This window comes from Kouleothrix sp. 19917, from assembly GCF_057073505.1.
The window spans coordinates 8,347,584-8,364,425 of the sequence record NZ_CP097099.1 but is presented as its reverse complement, the minus strand read 5'-3'; the positions used below and the strand labels follow the sequence as shown (position 1 = coordinate 8,364,425).

Annotated in this window: 16 protein-coding genes; 11 read left to right on the top strand and 5 right to left on the bottom strand. The window is 64.5% G+C overall.

The features are described 5' to 3' along the window. Positions 1 to 238: 238 nt before the first annotated feature. Complete coding sequence (locus M1P90_RS33760) at positions 239 to 2,353, bottom strand: NAD(P)H-dependent oxidoreductase subunit E (RefSeq protein ID WP_483700272.1); 2,115 nt, start codon at positions 2,351 to 2,353, stop codon at positions 239 to 241. Between the two features lie 167 nt (positions 2,354 to 2,520). Between M1P90_RS33760 and mobA the strand changes: the two genes are divergently transcribed. Next, positions 2,521 to 3,159: a molybdenum cofactor guanylyltransferase gene (mobA, locus tag M1P90_RS33755; protein ID WP_483700271.1), complete on the top strand. Its 639-nt coding sequence runs from the start codon at positions 2,521 to 2,523 to the stop codon at positions 3,157 to 3,159. A gap of 149 nt (positions 3,160 to 3,308) precedes the next feature. Here mobA and M1P90_RS33750 read toward each other — a convergent pair whose 3' ends face one another. After that, the gene (locus M1P90_RS33750; protein WP_483700270.1) at positions 3,309 to 3,494 is read right to left on the bottom strand and encodes a DUF6494 family protein; all 186 of its coding nucleotides are present in this window, start codon (positions 3,492 to 3,494) and stop codon (positions 3,309 to 3,311) included. A 246-nt stretch (positions 3,495 to 3,740) separates the two neighbouring features. Between M1P90_RS33750 and M1P90_RS33745 the strand changes: the two genes are divergently transcribed. Then, positions 3,741 to 4,481 (top strand): hypothetical protein, encoded by a 741-nt coding sequence (locus tag M1P90_RS33745; protein WP_483700269.1) that lies wholly within the window; start codon positions 3,741 to 3,743, stop codon positions 4,479 to 4,481. After that, positions 4,429 to 5,001, top strand: coding sequence for a hypothetical protein (locus M1P90_RS33740; protein WP_483700267.1), 573 nt, complete (start codon positions 4,429 to 4,431; stop codon positions 4,999 to 5,001). The genes M1P90_RS33745 and M1P90_RS33740 overlap by 53 nt, the downstream gene beginning before the upstream one ends. Before the next feature lie 260 nt (positions 5,002 to 5,261). On the opposite strand, the gene M1P90_RS33735 is transcribed toward M1P90_RS33740, so the two are convergent. Then, on the bottom strand, positions 5,262 to 5,666 hold the full coding sequence (locus M1P90_RS33735) for a RidA family protein (RefSeq protein WP_483700266.1): 405 nt from the start codon (positions 5,664 to 5,666) through the stop codon (positions 5,262 to 5,264). A 280-nt stretch (positions 5,667 to 5,946) separates the two neighbouring features. Here M1P90_RS33735 and M1P90_RS33730 point away from each other — a divergent pair, with 280 nt between their 5' ends. The 8 genes from M1P90_RS33730 to fdhD all read left to right on the top strand — a co-directional run bounded on the left by M1P90_RS33730 (position 5,947) and on the right by fdhD (position 14,048). Further along, the gene (locus tag M1P90_RS33730) at positions 5,947 to 6,549 is read left to right on the top strand and encodes a twin-arginine translocation signal domain-containing protein (protein ID WP_483700264.1); all 603 of its coding nucleotides are present in this window, start codon (positions 5,947 to 5,949) and stop codon (positions 6,547 to 6,549) included. A 63-nt stretch (positions 6,550 to 6,612) separates the two neighbouring features. After that, entirely contained in the window at positions 6,613 to 9,309 is a 2,697-nt protein-coding gene (locus tag M1P90_RS33725; protein WP_483700262.1) for a molybdopterin-dependent oxidoreductase, read from the top strand. 88 nt (positions 9,310 to 9,397) lie between these two features. After that, positions 9,398 to 10,261 carry a 4Fe-4S dicluster domain-containing protein gene (locus tag M1P90_RS33720; protein ID WP_483700261.1) on the top strand — a complete coding sequence of 288 codons (864 nt, stop codon included), beginning with the start codon at positions 9,398 to 9,400 and terminating at the stop codon, positions 10,259 to 10,261. A 193-nt stretch (positions 10,262 to 10,454) separates the two neighbouring features. Beyond that, on the top strand, positions 10,455 to 11,378 hold the full coding sequence (gene nrfD / locus M1P90_RS33715; RefSeq protein ID WP_483700260.1) for an NrfD/PsrC family molybdoenzyme membrane anchor subunit: 924 nt from the start codon (positions 10,455 to 10,457) through the stop codon (positions 11,376 to 11,378). Positions 11,379 to 11,602: 224 nt separating this feature from the next. Continuing rightward, entirely contained in the window at positions 11,603 to 11,758 is a 156-nt protein-coding gene (locus tag M1P90_RS33710) for a hypothetical protein (RefSeq protein ID WP_483700259.1), read from the top strand. A 3-nt stretch (positions 11,759 to 11,761) separates the two neighbouring features. Beyond that, a complete protein-coding gene (locus M1P90_RS33705; protein WP_483700257.1) occupies positions 11,762 to 12,121 on the top strand; it encodes a hypothetical protein in 360 nt (119 codons plus the stop codon). Further along, on the top strand, positions 12,099 to 12,986 hold the full coding sequence (locus M1P90_RS33700; RefSeq protein WP_483700256.1) for a formate dehydrogenase accessory protein FdhE: 888 nt from the start codon (positions 12,099 to 12,101) through the stop codon (positions 12,984 to 12,986). The genes M1P90_RS33705 and M1P90_RS33700 overlap by 23 nt, the downstream gene beginning before the upstream one ends. Before the next feature lie 213 nt (positions 12,987 to 13,199). After that, complete coding sequence (fdhD, locus tag M1P90_RS33695; protein WP_483700255.1) at positions 13,200 to 14,048, top strand: formate dehydrogenase accessory sulfurtransferase FdhD; 849 nt, start codon at positions 13,200 to 13,202, stop codon at positions 14,046 to 14,048. 8 nt (positions 14,049 to 14,056) lie between these two features. Here fdhD and M1P90_RS33690 read toward each other — a convergent pair whose 3' ends face one another. Then, positions 14,057 to 14,587 carry a hypothetical protein gene (locus M1P90_RS33690; protein ID WP_483700254.1) on the bottom strand — a complete coding sequence of 177 codons (531 nt, stop codon included), beginning with the start codon at positions 14,585 to 14,587 and terminating at the stop codon, positions 14,057 to 14,059. Between the two features lie 355 nt (positions 14,588 to 14,942). Continuing rightward, positions 14,943 to 16,580, bottom strand: coding sequence for a glucose-6-phosphate isomerase (gene pgi, locus M1P90_RS33685; protein ID WP_483700253.1), 1,638 nt, complete (start codon positions 16,578 to 16,580; stop codon positions 14,943 to 14,945). Positions 16,581 to 16,842: the final 262 nt, after the last annotated feature.

The following is a 16,842-nucleotide window of genomic DNA, read 5'->3' as shown; positions in this document are numbered from 1 at the left end:
CTCATGCCTCAGTTATGCCGACCGCTGGCAGCAAATTTCTATGGTGTACAGCACTGCGATGGTGTCTAGCCCAACTTTACAAGTGAGCACAACGTTCATTTTCGCGGAAGGCATAACAGCGCTTGTTTCTTCTACCACCGGCGCCCTTTGCCGGAGGGGGTCCGGGGGAACCGGCAAGGGTTCCTCCGGTCGGGGCGCGGGGGCGAAGCGCCCCGTAAAGAATCCTACACACCCACCCCTACTCAAACAGCTCAGGCCAGCGCTGGCGCGCGCTCACAATTGCCAGCGCCGCCGCCTGCCCCAGCCCACAAATGCTTGCGTCGGTCATCACCTGCCCCAGCTCGATCAGCGCGATACGGTCGCTGGCGCGGGCATGGCCGCTGGCGGTGCGATTCAGGATTTCGGCCTGGCGCTGCGTGCCCATCTGGCAGGGGTAGCACTTCCCGCAGCTTTCGTGCGCAAAGAAATCGCCAATGCGCGCCAGCACCACCCGCAGGTCCACACTATCGTCGAAGACCATAATTGTGCCCGCGCCAATCGTGCCGCCCGCGCTGCGAAAGCTCTCGAAGCTTAGCGGGGCATCGAGGTGCTCGGCGGTCAGGAATGCGCCCGCCGCGCCGCCAGTCAGCACCGCCTTGATGGTGTGGCCGGGGCGCGCGCCGCCGGCAAGATCGTCGATCAGGTGGCGCAGCGGCACACCAAACGGCACTTCGTACACGCCGGGGCGCTGCACCGAACCGCTGACCGCAAAGAGCTTGGTGCCGGCCGAGTCGGGCGTGCCGAGGTTGGCGTACCAGCGCCCGCCGTATAGAATGATTGGCGGCACTTTCGCCAGCGTTTCGACGTTGTTGATCACGGTGGGGCGGCCCCACAGGCCAGCCGTGGTGGGGAAGGGTGGCTTCAGGCGCGGGAATCCGCGCTTGCCCTCGATGCTTTCCATGAGCGCGGTTTCTTCGCCGCAGATATACGCGCCCGCGCCGCGCCGCAGCTCGACCTGGCAGCTCCACGCGCTCCCGCCGATATGTTCGCCAACCCAGCCCGCCAGCGCCAGCTGCTCCAGCGCAGCGGCCATGCGGTCGTAGGCGGGGCGGTACTCGCCGCGAATATACACAAAGCCGCGCTCGGCACCCACCGCGTAGCACGCAATCAGCAAGCCCTCCAGAATGCGGAACGGATCGCCTTCGAGCAGCACGCGATCTTTGAACGCGCCGGGCTCGCTTTCGTCGGCGTTGCAGATCACATAGCGCGGGCCGGGCGGGTTGTTGGCGGTGAGCTGCCATTTCTGGCCGGCCGGGAAGGCCGCGCCGCCACGCCCAACCAGCTTGCTGGCCTTGACCTCGTCGATCACGGCGGCGGGCGACATGCGCAGCGCCTTCTGGAGCGCGGCCAGCCCGCCCTGCGCGCGGTACGCCTCCAGGCTCGCCGGGTCGCTCAGGCCAACATTCGCCAGCGCGACTTTGATCTGCCCGCCCAGCACCTGCCGCTCGGGTGGCGGCTCGTCACTCAGGAGTTGCTCAGGCACCGCGGGGTCCAGCGGGGCATAGCGCCGCAAGTTCACAAGTGCTGCCGGCGCCCGGTCACACAAACCCAAACAGCGCACCTTCTCAACGGTGTACTCGCCATCGGGGGTGGTTTCGCCCGGCGCGACGCCCAGCCGCTGGCAGATGCCCGCCGTGAGCGCGTCCGCGCCGGCCACCGCGCACGAAGCATCCTGGCACACGCGAATCACGCGCCGACCAACCGGCTCGGTGTAAAACATTTCGTAGAACTCGGTGACGCCGTAGACATCGGCCACCGGCACCGCCAGCGCCTGCGCCACGCGCTCGACCACCGGGCGCGGCAGCCAGCCGCCGAAAATCGCCTGCGCTTCGTGGAGCACTTCGAGGGTGGCGCTGCGGCCCTGTGGCGCGAGCCGCGCCAAAACGCCTTCCAGTTGCGCATAGGTCGGCGCAACCCCGCCCAGCTCGTCCCAGCGCGCAGCGGCCCACTCGCGCAGGGCGGGGAGCGCGCCATCGAGCGCGGGCACGAGCGCCACCGCATAGCGACGCTGCCAGTCGAGCTCGGCCAGCGCCGCGCCGCTGAACGTGGCGCTGTCTTTCATGCGCGTAAACTGAAACAGGTCGTAGCGCTCGACTAGCTGGCGGCGCGGCGCGATGGCCGTTGCGTCCAGCCCGGGGATGGTGCGCGCAGCATCCAGCCCGGCGTCGATCCAGGCGTTCGAGCGGACCGTGCCGCCCGCCGCGCTGGCCTCGTCGGCGAACATTTTCAGCCAGAACAGCGCCGCCCGGTCGACATCGCCCGAGCGGAGGTCGTTGCCAAGCCGTTCCAGCCGCGCATAAAGCTCAGCGCTCATGTAGTGCTCCTGGCAGAAGCGGTGGGGGAAAGTGCAAAAATTATAGCATATTCGATCTGACGCACGCGCGCTGATTGTTGCATATGATGCACCATGTTGCATGATATGAAGCAGCAAGCGTGCTATACTAGCGGCGCACCGATCAACAACCCAGCAGAGGAGCCGCCATGGAAACATACCCGCCAACCAGTGCTATTGTGCTTGCGGGTGGGCAAAGCCGCCGCCTCGGGCACGACAAGCGCCGCCTGCGGCTGTGGGGCGAAGCGGGGCCGCTGCTGCTTGAGCATGTGGTGGATCTGCTGGGGCAGGTGTGCGACGAAGTGATTGCGGTGCTGAACGACGCGCCCGAGTGGGTGAGCCTGCCCGCGCGGCTGGTGCCCGACGCCTACGCCGACGGCGGCTCGCTGGGCGGCATCTACAGCGGGCTGCGCGCCGCCCAGTATTCCTATGCGCTGGTAGTGGCCTGCGACATGCCCTTCCTCAACCTCGATTTGCTGCGCGCCATGCTGGCCCGCCCGCGCGACTACGACGTGCTGGCCCCTGAGGCGCTCGAAGCCGGCGCGACGCGCAACCAGCTTGGCCTCGAAACGCTCCACGCGATCTACGGGCAGGGCTGCCTCGCACCCATGCGCGCCACGCTCGACCAGGGTCGCCGCCAGATCGCGGCCTTCTTCCCGCAGGTGCGCGTGGCCACGCTCGCGCCCGACGAGGTGCGACGCTACGATCCGCAGGGGCGCTCGTTCCTGAACGTCAACACGCCCGAGCAAGCCGCCGAAGCGACAAGCTGGCTGGAGCGCGGCGCGTAATACCGAGCCTGATGGGCTTCTGCCCACAAAAAGCGCACCCTTCGATACGGCCTGCGGCCTACTCAGGATACGATTCCCACTGGGCATCCTGAGCGGGGCAACGCGCAATCGAAGGGGGCGTCACACATCATTCCCTGAACGCTGGCGCGCTACTCGGTCGGCAGTTCTTCCTCGATCACCAGCGCCTCGCCCGCGCCCTCAACCGTCAGCACCGCGCGGACCTTGAGCGTTGGGCCGGCGTGTTCCTGAGCGGCCTGCTCGATCGCCTGCTGCGCGCCAACGCCAAAGCGTTTGAGAAATTTGCGTAGTTCCATGGTGAACTGTTCTTCGTTCATTGTGCCCTCGTTTCATTATCAAACCCCGCCGCCGATACCCACGCGGCTGGGCTGCCAGTAGTGTAGCACCTCCCGCGCCATTGCTTGCCAAGTTTGCGCGCTTCCTCTATACTTGCGCCCACAGCATACCAAGGGCTATAAACAGGCAGTCGCGCAAAGTTGACAGGTGCGGGCAGCAGGCAGCGCGCTTGCCTTGCGCGATTCGGCATTCTGCATTCGGTATTCGTCCAAGCGAGGCACACACCAATGGAAGAAGCGCAGCGCTACCTTGTCGGCATTGACGATACCGACAACCTGGAAAGCCGAGGCACTGGCGCGCGGGTGCGCGAGCTTGGCGCGCTGCTGGCCCAGGCCGGGCTGGCCGAGGTGGCTGCAATCACGCGTCACCAGCTCTTTGTTTCGCCCGAAATCCCTTACACCTCGCATAACAGCGCCGCATGTATGGCCCTGCGCGCCACCCATGTGGATGCGCTGGCCGAGTTCTGCCGCGATTTTCTGCTGCGCGATTGCGCGCCGGGTTCGGATGCTGGCCTGTGCATCGCCGCGTGGCCCGTCGCCGCGCCCGAGTTGCTGAGCTATGGCGAGCGCGCCAAGCGCGAAGTGATTGCCCGCGCCGAAACCGAAGCGCTGGCGGCGCACCACGGCCTGCTGCTCGAAGCGCTCACCGGCGACGGCGGCGGGGTGATTGGCGCGCTGGCGGGCGTGGCACTGCGCGCCACCGGCAACGACGGGCGCTTTCTGTGGCTGCCCGGTCTGCGCGATCTGAGCGGCGTGTTCCGCGCCAGCCATCTGTACCAGGCCACTGATATTGATCAGATCCAAACGCTTGGCGGCGCCGCGCCACTGCTGAGCGCCCGCATCGAGGTGAGTCCCTGGCCGCAGCCGGTGCTGCTTGGTGGCCAGGCCGTCTTATTTGTGGAGGAGGTACCCGACCATGCAGAATACGACTGGCGAATCGTGGCGAAGGACATTATCAAACGCTACTGACGACGAGGCGACGCTGACCTGGCCAGTTGCGCTATTTCTGCTGGCGCTGGGCGTGGGCGCGGTGGCGCTGCCGGCAGTGCTGCGCTTGCCGCTGCGGCTGCCCGGCCACCAGGGCCTGATCATCATGGCGCTGCTGATGGCGGGGCGCACTGGCACGCGCTACCGCTGGGCTACCAGCGTGGCGAGCGTGGGCGCGGCGGCTACGGCTGCGCTGCCGCTGTGGGGCAGCACCGAGCCAATCGGCTGGCTCACCTACCTGCTGCCCGGCCTGCTCGTCGATGGCGCGCTGCGAGTGGCCCCGCGCTGGCGGGCCAGCCTGCCGGCGCTGGCCGTGCTGGCCGGAGTGGCGCACGCCACCAAGCCGCTGGTGCGCGTGGCAATCAGCGCGCTGACAGGATGGCAGTTTGGCTCGCTGCAGGGCGGGCTGGCCTACCCGCTGGCTACGCACCTCGTCTTCGGTCTGATCGGCGGGCTGCTGGGCGCGGGCGTCGGGCTGTATGCCAGCCGGCGGCGCAGCTAGGCGCGCAGCTAATACGGCAGCTTCGCAGCAGCAATCAAGGATTGCCACAAAGGCTCGAAGACACAAAGAACGGGTTTTTCTCCTTTCTTTGTGTCTTTGAGTACTCTGGAAGAAAAGTTCTTTTCTACAACGGGCAAGCTTCCAGGAAGCTCATCTGGCTGCCAGATTAAAAGAAAACTGGCTTGAGCCTCCTGGAAGCTGAGTACAGGGAAATTTATTTTCCAGAGTATTGTGTCTTCGGGGCAAAAGTATGGCGGATTTTATTCCTCCGGCACCACCGCAATCGCCTCGACCTCGGCGAGCCACGCGGGGTTGCCAAGCCCGGCCACAAACACAACGCTAATCGCTGGCGGGTTCGGGCGGTCGCCCCACACCTGCTGAAACGCGCCAAAGCCCGGGCCAATCGGCTGCCCCGCCAGCACGTAGATCGTCCACTTCACTACATGCTCCAGCCCCGCGCCAGCGGCGGCCAGCGCCCGCTCCACATTCGCCAGAATCTGGGTCGTCTGCGCGCCGAGGTCGCCCGCGCCAACCACATTGCCGCTGGCATCAACGGCATTCTGGCCGCCAACATAAATCGTCTTTACACTGCCGGTCGCCACCACCACCTGCGAAAATGCCGGGTTAGCGTGCATGGTTGGCGGGCTCAAATACTCCACACCCATCGGTTTCTCCTTCTTTTCTGCAAATCACAGCCCTAGCATACACCCGAATGCGGGCCATTCTCGCCCGCATTTTTGCGCCTGTATGTGTATATTTGCGCCGGAAAATAGTTTGGTACGGAACAATTCTTGCTACAACCGCATATTGGCGTATAATACAGCGCACCAATACACTGAATTGAATATTTGACCTGAACCGCACCAAACCAGCTATTTCCAGGCTTTGCACGGCAACCCAGCACGCCGGGCGGGCATCGCTTTCCGCATGATAAAGGAGACTGGCATGGACCCGACGCACGCAACGTTGACGCGGCGGCAGTTTCTCAAAGCCGGGGCAGGGGCGGGGTTGGGCGGCGCGCTCGCGCTTGGCATGAATCTTCGGCCAATCGCAAGCCATGCGCGCTCGCTCAAAGTGGCTGGCGCGAAAGAATTCGCCAGCGTGTGCCCGTACTGCGCGGTTGGCTGCGGCACCCTGATCAGCGTGCGCGACGGCAAGGTCATCAACATCGAGGGTAACCCCGACAGCCCAATTAATCGTGGCACGCTCTGCCCGAAAGGCGCGGCCAGCTTCCAGCTTGCGGTCAACCCGCTGCGCAGCACCAGGGCGCTGCACCGCAAGCCCGGCGCGGCCGCCTGGGAAGAGATCGACCTCAACACGGCGATGGATATGATCGCCGAGCGCGTGAAACAAACCCGCGACGCCACCTGGGTCGATACTGTGGCCGTCAAAGACGCCAATGGCAACGACGTGCAGAAAAAGGCCAACCACACGCTTGGCATCTTCTCGCTCGGCGGCGCGACTATGGACAATGAGTGGAACTACACGCAGCTCAAGCTCATGCGCGGCCTCGGGGTCATAGCCATCGAGAACCAGGCCCGCATTTGACACAGCGCTACCGTGCCCGGTCTGGGCACTTCGCTGGGTCGTGGCGGCGCCACCACCTTCTCCATGGATCTGCAGCACTCCGACGCGATCATGATCATGGGCTCGAACATGGCCGAGTGCCACCCGGTCGCTTTCCGCTGGCCGATGAAGGCAAAAGCCAAAGGCGCCAAGCTCATTCATGTCGATCCGCGCTTTACGCGCACCAGCGCGATGGCGAATACCTACGCGCCGCTGCGCGCCGGCACCGACATCGTCTTTCTGGGCGCGCTGGTGAACTATATTATCAACAGCAAGCGCTGGAACGAAGAGCCGTTTTTCAAAGAATACGTCACCAGCTACACGAACGCGCCCACGCTGATCAACCCTGAGTACAAGGGGCCGGAAGATCTGGAAGGCTTGTTCAGCGGCTGGGACGCCAAAACCCAAAAGTACACCACCAAAACCTGGGCCTACCAGACCGAGATGGCGGCCAACGAACAGCCCGGCAACCAGCCGACGCAGGGCCAGACCCCGGGCGGCCAGCCCAGCCAGGGCCAGCCGACGCAGCAGGCTGGCACGCCCAGCACGCAGCCCAACCAGCCCGGCGACGACGCGCAGAGTTTTGGCGCGCGCGTGGGCAAGCTGGTTGGCCCGCCGCCCACACAGGATCGCACGCTGCAGGACCCGCAGACTGTCTTTCAGATCATGAAGCGGCACTACGCCCGCTACACGCCCGAGATGGTCGAGCAGGTGTGCGGCACGCCACGCGATGTGTTTATCGAAGTGGCCGAAACCCTGCTGGCGAACAGCGGCCCCGACAAAACCAGCGCGATCTGCTATGCCGTGGGCTGGACACAGCACACCTCGGGCGTGCAGCTCATCCGCACCTCTACGCTGGTGCAGCTACTTCTTGGCAACATTGGCCGGCCCGGCGGCGGCATCCTGGCGCTGCGCGGCCACGCCACCATCCAGGGCAGCACCGACATCGCAACCTTGTACAACCTGCACCCCGGCTACCTGAACACGCCCAACGTCAACCGCGCGCACGACACCCTGGGCGATTACATCGCCACCGAGGTGACGCCGACGGCCTACTGGAGCAACTTCCCGAAATTCATCGTCAGCCAGCTCAAGTCCTGGTATGGCGACGCGGCCACGCCCGAAAACCAGTTCGGCTACGACTGGCTGCCCAAGATCAAGGGCGACCATTCGCACATGCCGATGTTTGTCGAGATGGACAAGGGCAACGTCAAGGGCATGTTCGCCATGGGCCAGAACCCGGCGGTTGGCGGGCAGAACGCCGGCTTCCAGCGGCAGGCGCTTGCCAAGCTGGAGTGGCTGGTGGTGCGCGACCTGTTTGAAACCGAGACGGCCAGCTTCTGGAAAGACAGCCCCGAGGTCAAAAACGGTACGCTCAACCCGGCCGACATCCAGACCGAGGTGTTTTTCCTGCCCGCCGCCGCCGTGCCCGAGATGGATGGCAGCTTCACCAACACGCAGCGCCTGGTGCAGTGGCACGACAAAGCCGCCGACCCGCCCGGCGACGCGCGCAGCGACATCTGGTTCACGGTGCACCTGGGTTTGCGCCTGAAGGAGCTGTATAAGGACAGCGCCGAGGCGCGCGACCAGGGCTTCAAAAACCTGACCTGGGATTATATCGACGCGGAAGAAAACACACGCAACGGCTGGGCGATCACCGACGAGCCCTCGGCCACGCGCGTCATGCAGGAGATCAACGGCGTCACCTGGGCCGACAAGAAGCTGCTGAAGGGCTTTGCCGACCTGAAGGACGACGGCTCGACCGCCTGCGGGGCGTGGATCTACTCGGGCATTTTCGCGCCCGACGCCGACCACCCCGAGGGCTTCAACCGCGCCGCCGCCCGCCAGGGCGACGACTGGGTGGCGCTGGGCTGGGGCTTCGCGTGGCCGGCCAACCGCCGCCAGATGTACAACCGCGCCTCGGCCGACCCGGCCGGCAAGCCGTGGCCCAAAGAAGCGCGCCTGGCGCAGCAGTTGAGCGGCGGCAAGTTCGCGGGCTATGTCTACTTCGACCCGGCCGCCGACGGCGGCAAGGATGCGCAGGGCAACGCGATCACTGGCAAGTGGGTCGGGCTGGATGTTCCTGACTTCCCGACGACGAAAAAGCCAACCGCGCAGGCCAAGCCGGGCGGCGTCGGGCTCGATTTCCACGATGGCGCGTCGCCCTTCATCATGAAAGGCGACGGCAAGGGCTGGCTGTTCGCGCCGAGCGGCGCAGTCGATGGCCCGCTGCCCACGCACTACGAGCCCTACGAGTCGCCGGTCGCCAACCCCGTGTACAAGCAGCAGACCAACCCTGCCACCAAGATCTGGGAGCCGGCCGAGCGCCTGGCGGCGGTTGGCAGCGCCGATTTCCCGCACATCCTCTCGACCTACCGGCTCACCGAGCACCACCTCAGCGGCACCATGAGCCGCTGGCTGCCCTGGCTGGCCGAATTGCAGCCCGAGCTGTTCGCCGAGATCAGCCCCGAGCACGCGCAGGAGCTGGGCATCGCCAACACCGACCGGATCGCGATCAGCACGCCGCGCGGCAGCATCACCGCCAAAGCGCTGGTGACGCGGCGCGTGCGCCCATACACCATTGGCGGCAAGCAGATCCACTACGTTGGGCTGCCGTGGCACTGGGGCTACAAAGGCATCGCCGTCGGCGACGTGGTGAACAACCTGTCGGCGATGGTTGGCGACCCGAACGTGAGCATCCACGAGGCCAAGGTGTTTGTGTGCAATGTGAAGAAAGCCTAGCCATTTACGATTTGCGATTTACGATTTGCGATTTGAGCGTTCTCAATCGTAAATCGTAAATCATAAATCGTAAATCGGGAGGATTTATATGGCTCAGGTTCCTGTCGGCTTCTACACCGACACCAGCGTCTGCATCGGCTGCAAGGCCTGCCAGGTTGCCTGCCACCAGTGGAACGACCTGCCGGCCGACCTGGCCGCGCAGCCGGATGCCAGCGCGCCCGGCGCAACCCGGCCGATCACTGGCGATTCCTACGACAACACCGGCTCGCTGAGCGCAAATAACTGGCGGCACGTCAAGTTCATCGAGCAGATTAACCCCGAGCGCACTGAAACCGCCTGGCTGATGATGTCGGATGTGTGCAAGCACTGCGTCAACGCGCCCTGCCTGGAGGTCTGCCCGACCGGCGCGATCATCCGCACCGAGTTCGACACGGTGTACATTCAGGAGCCGGTGTGCAACGGCTGCCGCGACTGTATTGCCGCCTGCCCGTTTGGCGTCATCCATATGAGCGGCGTGGAAAACGCTGGCAAGGGCACCGCCAAGAAGTGCACACTCTGCTACGACCGCTTGCAGCACAGCCTGACGCCAGCCTGCGCGCAAGCCTGCCCAACCGAGTCGATCCAGTTCGGCCCGATAGACGAATTGCGCAAGCGCGCCGAAGGGCGGCTCCAGCAGCTCCAGAGCGAGGGCTTCAGCAAGGCGCAGCTCTACGGCGCCGACGAAAAAATCCTCGGTGGACTGAACTCGTTCTACCTGCTGCTCGACCAGCCCTCGGTGTACGGCCTGCCCGACAACCCGAAAGTGCCCAGCCGCACGATCCTGCCGGCCTCGCTGCTCAGCATCGGCAGCGCGATCGCCGTGGGCCTCGCGGCGCTCTTTTCGTTCCGCGTGCGGCGCGTCAATCAGCTACAGGGCCAGGAGACAGGAGACAGGAGACAGGAGACAGAATAAGGGCGCTAGTGGCAGCCAGTTATCAGGTTCACAGGAGGCAGCACTCGTTCCTTTTTCTGTATGCATTTTTCCGCGCGTAGCGCGGAAAATGCATACAAAATAACATAAAATACCTTGCCCGCCGGCTCCCCTGAGCCCGTCGAAGGGCAGGCGTAAAAGCACACTCCTGACTCCTGACTACTAAGGAGACGATATGGAACCTGGGCGCATCGTCGCAAACCCCGAGTGGGGCTGGTGGATCATTCTGTACTTCTACCTGGGCGGCATGGCGGCCGGCGCATATTTCATGGGCACGCTGATCGACCTCGTCGGGCACGAGCGCGACCGCCCGATCGCCAAGCTGGCCTTCTATATCGCCGCGCCGCTGGTGGCCGTGTGCGGTATTCTGCTCATCCTCGACCTGACGCGCCCCGAGCGCTTCTGGCATATGATCATCCAGTCGAACACTGGCTGGCCGATGTTCAAATACTGGTCGCCCATGTCGGTGGGCGCGTGGGCGCTGCTGCTGTTCGGCCTGTTCAGCGGCGCGTCGTTTGTGGGCACGCTGGCGGAAGATGGCCGCTTCGGGCTGGGCCGCTTCAGCGGGATTGCGCGCCAGCTACACCACGGCATTCTCGGCACGCTGTTCCAGCTCGCCGGCACCGCCGTTGGCTTCTTCATCGCGTCGTACACCGGCGCGCTGCTGAACGCGACTAATCAGCCATTCTGGAGCGACAGCCCCCTGATCGCCCCGCTGTTTCTGGCATCGGCGGCGAGCACTGGCATTGCCGCCCTGATTTTGCTCTTGAGCATGCGCCGCGATGCGCCGGCTGATTCATTTGCCAACCTGGAGCACACCGACCGCTGGGTCATGCTGCTGGAGCTGATTCTGCTGGTGGCCTTTGTGATCTCGCTGGGCGGGCTCGCGCCAGCGCTGCTGATGAGCGTGTATGGCTGGCTGCTGGTGGGCGGCACGCTGGTCGTTGGTGTAATTCTGCCGCTGCTGATTAGCTGGCGGGCGCAGCGTTTCGGCTCGCGCCGGGCAATGGTGGCGGCCGTGCTGGCGCTGGTGGGCGGGCTGGCGCTGCGCTACGCGATTGTGATGAGCGGCGAGTATGTGGCGGTGGCGGCGCGGTGACTTTGGGGCAAGGTGACAAGATGAAGGGGTGAAGGGGTGGCAGTTTTAAGTGCTGAATGTTGAGTGCTGAGTTTTACTCATGCACCAATAACGTGCAACTTGTAAACTTGAAATGTACAACCTATACATCCTAAACCTCCGTGCCTCTGTGCCTCTGTGGTTCATTTCCGGTCGTCGGTCGTCAACCTGAAACCTTCGAACCTGCAACCCAACAGGAGGTAGCGGTGCCAATCCGAAAACAGATCATTCTGCTGCTGCTCGCGCTCGCGCTGCTGGCGGCCTGCGGCCCGGAAGATGGGCGCGCGCGTGGCGGCGGCGCGGGCGGCGACGGCGGCAACCGGCCGGCGGTGGTTGTGCCGCAGAGCAAGGTGTTTCAGTAGAAAATGAGCGAGATCACTCCTGCCGACTTTGCGCTGTTTCTGCTCGCCTCGGGCGATATGCAGCCGCGCAAGCGCGCCCGCGACCAGCAGGCCGATCTGGCTGGTCTTGAGCTGAAGCGCCGCGTGCTCGATCTGATCGTTTCCTATGCGCCGCCCGCCCAGCGGCTGGAAGCGACGCTGATGCAGATCGCGCAGGAGATTGGGCCGCCGCAGGGTCCAACGCGCGCGCTGTGCGCCAGCATCCGCGACGAGTTCGCCGACGCGGCCAGCACGCCCGGCTTTATGGAGTGGCTGATCGAAGAGGCCGTGCGCGAAAACGCCGGGCAGAGGGAAAAACGCCGTGGCAAAACGTTCAATCAGTAAGATCTTCCGCCGGCCCGCGCTGCCGCCTGAGGTGCAGGATGCGCTGGAGCGCCTGAGCGCGCTGGCGGAATCTGCGCCCGAGCTGCGCGACGCCGCCGCGATTCAGGCCGCGCTGCTGCGCACTGCCTACGCCCGCCCGCCCGTGATTGGCGCGTGGTCGCTCGATGCGCAGCGCGCCGCCGAGAAGCGCTACCTGGGCGAGCCGCTTGTGTTTGGCGAATCACTGCCGATCGACATGCCGGCGCTGGGCGCGCTGCTGGGCGAGCTGTGCGCGGCCTGCGCGCCGCAGATTGCCGAGCCAAAGGATGCGCGCGCGATTGCCGATGCCCTGCGCAAAAACACCATCAGCCCGGCCGCGCTGGCCGCGCACGCCCTGGGCGGCACCGCCAGCGAACTGCGCGCCGAGACCGCCGCCCAAAACCTGAATGGCGAGCTACTCGGCACGCTCCTGCGCTTCGCGCTCTTTCCCGCGCTCAGCGCGCTGGCCGCGCAGCTTGCGCCCCTGCATGGCGCGGCCCGCTGGGAGCACGGCTTCTGCCCAACCTGCGGCAGCGCGCCGCTGCTGGCCGAGCAGCGCGGCCTGGAGCAGTTGCGGTTTCTGCGCTGCGGCCTGTGCGCCAGCGAATGGCAGGCCGACCGCTTGTGGTGCCCGTTCTGCGGCACGCGCGACCACAAGCAGCTTGCCTACCTGCACACCGAAGACGACGAGCAGCGCCGCGCCGCGACATGCGACAACTGCCACGGCTACATCAAGGTGCTGGCGACCCTCGCGCCGCTTGCGCCCGCCGCGCTGCTGGTCGAAGACCTCGCCACCCTGCACCTCGACATGATCGCGCTGGAGCGCGGCTACGGCGGGGCGGGCTAGCGTATTCCTCAGGACCATGTCAAGGTCGGAATAAGGAACGGCATCTATCCGCAGATTACGCAGATTACACAGATATGAGGTCTATCATCTGCGTAATCTGTGTAATCTGCGGATAAAATATGGAATTATGACATAGCCCTGGCCGATTCCTGCCTTCCGCAGGATATGCGATAATACAGCCGAAACTGCCCGCCCTGCCGCGAGGTTCCGCCCATGCCCGATCCAATTATCGATCTGGAATATATCGAATACGACGGCCAGCAGGCCAAGCAGGTTACTCGCCCGGTGATTGCCGAAACGCCGTGGGTGCTGTATGTCGACCGGCGCGAGCTCGTGACGTTTATGTGCTCGCCGGTTGGGCTGCACCACCTGGCGCTGGGGTTTCTGCTTTCGGAAGGACTGATCGGCGGGCTGGACGACGTGTGGCAGCTCAAGGTCTTCCTCGACGAAGATCGCGTGTTTCTGTTCTTCCCCGACGCTGGCGTGTGCGAGGCGCGCAGCATGCCCACCTGCGAAGAAGCCACCGGCAGCATCGACGTGCGGTTGCGCGCGCCACTGCCGGCCCGCCCCGAAAAGCGCATCCTGACTTCGGGCTGCGGCGGCGGCCTGACCTTCGACGACCTTTCGGCGCGGCAGCCGGCCCTGCAAAGCAATGTGCGCATCGCACCCGAGCAGGTGTTCGGCCTGATGCGCCAGCTCAACGAGGCCGCCGGACTCTATCGCACCAGCCGGGGCGTGCATACCTCGGCGCTCGCCAGCCCCGACGAGCTGCTGGTGCTGGCCGAAGACGTTGGGCGACACAACACGCTCGACAAAATTCGTGGCGCGTGCCTGCTGGAAAACCGCCCAACCCGCGACCGCATTCTCATCAGCAGCGGGCGCATTTCCACCGAGATGATCAGCAAAGCCCGCAAGATGGAAGCGCCGATTGTGATCTCGCGCACTTCGCCCACTGTCGCCTCGATCAGCCTGGCGCAGGCGTGGAACATTACGCTGATCGGCTATGTTCGCGCCCACCAGATGCGCATCTACACTGGCGCGGAGCGCGTGCTGCTGCCCTGAATGGCAGCTTAACCCGCCACGGCGCACAGCTCCATCGTGCCAGCCGGCTGCGCGGCCTGCAACACCAGCACACGCGCGTCGATCTCGCGCAGGCCATAGGCGTGCGCCACCGAGATGCGGTGGTGGCCATCGCGCACATAGTATTCGCCTCCCACCTGCAGCAGATCGACGGCTGGCAGCCCGGTGCCAAGCTCCCACGCCATCGCCACACTGATCCAGCGCCCTTCCATATGTTCGTTCAGCGGCGCGAAAGCCCTGTCGAAATCGCTGCTGCGGTTTTCGCTGCCGACGATACAGGCGATTGACACGGCGCGCAGTTCGGGGATGCCCGCCCGTGCCACAGCGTAGTGCTGATCAGTGGGCAAGCTGCGCAGCCGGCTGTCGCGGCGCAATAGTGTATTCCATAAAGCGTGCATATAGCTGCGCAGCCAGATCCGATTGTAGCGTTCAATCGCCCGGATGCGCGCCCGCGCCTCGTGGTTATTATCGTTGGGAAGCTGCGGATCAACAAATGCGCCGCTGCGGTAAAGTTCAATCATGCTGCGCTCCTTTATCATACATTTTGCGTATGATGGAGCTTAGTGTAGCAGGGCGCGGGCGCGTGGGTAAGCGCTAAAGGGCGGGTTGGTGTCTCGGTCGTGAGCGGTGCATGGCCTCCGCCGCAGGGCCGAGGGGCAGGGGAACGGGGCCGCAGTGATGCGTAATTTTTTGCGGCGCTTCAGGTGGACGAAAGACGAAAGACGAAGGACGAAGCCAGCGTGCTCCTTCGTCTTTCGTCTTTCGTCACATGGCTGTTCCTAACGCACTTCCAAGTGAGGTTGTAGAGCAGCGAAAGGCCTGGTTGCGCATCCAATCCCCAAACCCTAAACCCCAACCCCTGCGCGTTCACGCGCACTATCCCCGCCGCAGCCCGCGGTAGCGCGTGATCAGCGTGTTGGTCGAGCTGTCGTGCTTGAGCGCAGGCGCATCGCTGGCTTCCAGCTCGGGCACAATTCGGTTCGCCAGCACCTTGCCCAGCTCCACGCCCCACTGGTCGAACGAGCCAATCCCCCAGATCGCGCCCTGCGTGAACACGCTGTGCTCGTAGAGCGCCACCAGCTTGCCCAGCATCTCGGGCGTCAGCTCTTCGGCCAGAATGCTGTTGGTCGGGTGGTTGCCCGCGAAGGTGCGCGCCGCCACCAGCTCGGGCGCAACGCCCTCGGCGCGTACTTCGTCGGCGGTTTTGCCGAAGGCCAGCGCCTCGGTTTGCGCAAACATATTCGCCATCAGCAGGTCGTGGTGGCGGCCCAGTGGGTTGAGCGAGCGCGCAAATCCAATGAAATCGGCCGGGATGAGCTTGGTGCCCTGGTGGATGAGCTGGTAGAACGAGTGCTGGCCGTTGGTGCCCGGCTCGCCCCAGTAGATCGGCCCGGTCTGGTAGTTCACTTCCTGCCCGTCGAGCGTGACGCTCTTGCCATTGCTTTCCATGGTGAGCTGCTGCAGGTAGGCCGGGAAACGCTTCATGTAGTTGTCGTAGGGCAGGATGGCGACGGTCTGCGCGTCGAAGAAGTTGTTGTACCAGAGCGTGATCAGGCCCAGCAGCGCCGGCAGGTTCTGCTCGAAGGGCGCGGTGCGGAAGTGCTCGTCCATGGCGTGGAAGCCGGCCAGCATGGCGCGGTAGTTGTCTGGCCCCAGCGCGATCATGTTGGAAAGGCCGATGGCCGAGGTCATCGAATAGCGCCCGCCGACCCAATCCCAGAAGCCAAACATATTCGCGGTGTCGATGCCGAATTCCTGCACCGCTTTGGCGTTGGTCGAAACCGCCACAAAGTGCTTCGCCACCGCCGCCGGGTCGCCCAGCGCGGCCAGCAGCCAGTCGCGCGCGCTGCCGGCATTGGTCATGGTTTCGATCGTGGTGAAGGTTTTCGACGAGATGATGAACAGCGTCTCGGCCGGGTCGAGGTCGCGCGTGGCCTCGGCAAAGTCGCTGCCATCGACATTCGACACAAAGCGGCAGGTGAGCGCGCGGTCGGTGTAGAATTTCAGCGCCTCGTAGGCCATCACCGGGCCGAGGTCCGAGCCGCCAATGCCAATGTTGACGATGTTGCGAATGCGCTTGCCAGTGAAGCCCTGCCACGCGCCGCTGCGCACCTGATCGGCAAAGGCGGCCATGCGGTCGAGCACGGCATGCACCTCGGGCACAACATTCACGCCATCGACCAAGATTTCGGCGTCGCGGGGCGCGCGCAAGGCCACATGCAGCACGGCGCGATTTTCGGTGCGGTTGATCTTGTCGCCGCGAAACATGGCATCGATTTGGGCGCGCAGGCCAATCGCTTCGGCAAGCTGGAGCAGCAGGCCAAGCGTTTCGTCGGTCAGGCGGTTTTTGGAAAAATCGAAATACAGCCCGAGCGACTCGCGCGTCAGGCGCGTGCCGCGCTGCGGGTCGGCGGCGAACAGCTCGCGCAGGTGCGTGCCGCCCACGGCATCGGCGTGTGCAGCCAGGGCCTGCCAGGCCGGCAGGGTCGTCAGCCGGGGGGTGTTTTCTGCCATCGTGGCCTCCTCTATCGTTCGAGCATTCTGCAAGCGGCGTGATGCAATCCACAGATTATGCAGCTATGGCATGCTTACGCACATCATAATCTGTGCATTGGCAGCGTCGGTGAATGGATTTGCCCTAGTATAGAGCGAAACGGCGCGCGGCACAAAAAAAGGTTGGTGCCGCCAATCTGGATGCCGAAGAGGTTAAAGGCAGGGCCGGTGAGGCCAATGTTTTGCAGAAGGCATATCAGCAGTGCGACCAGATCGCGTTGGT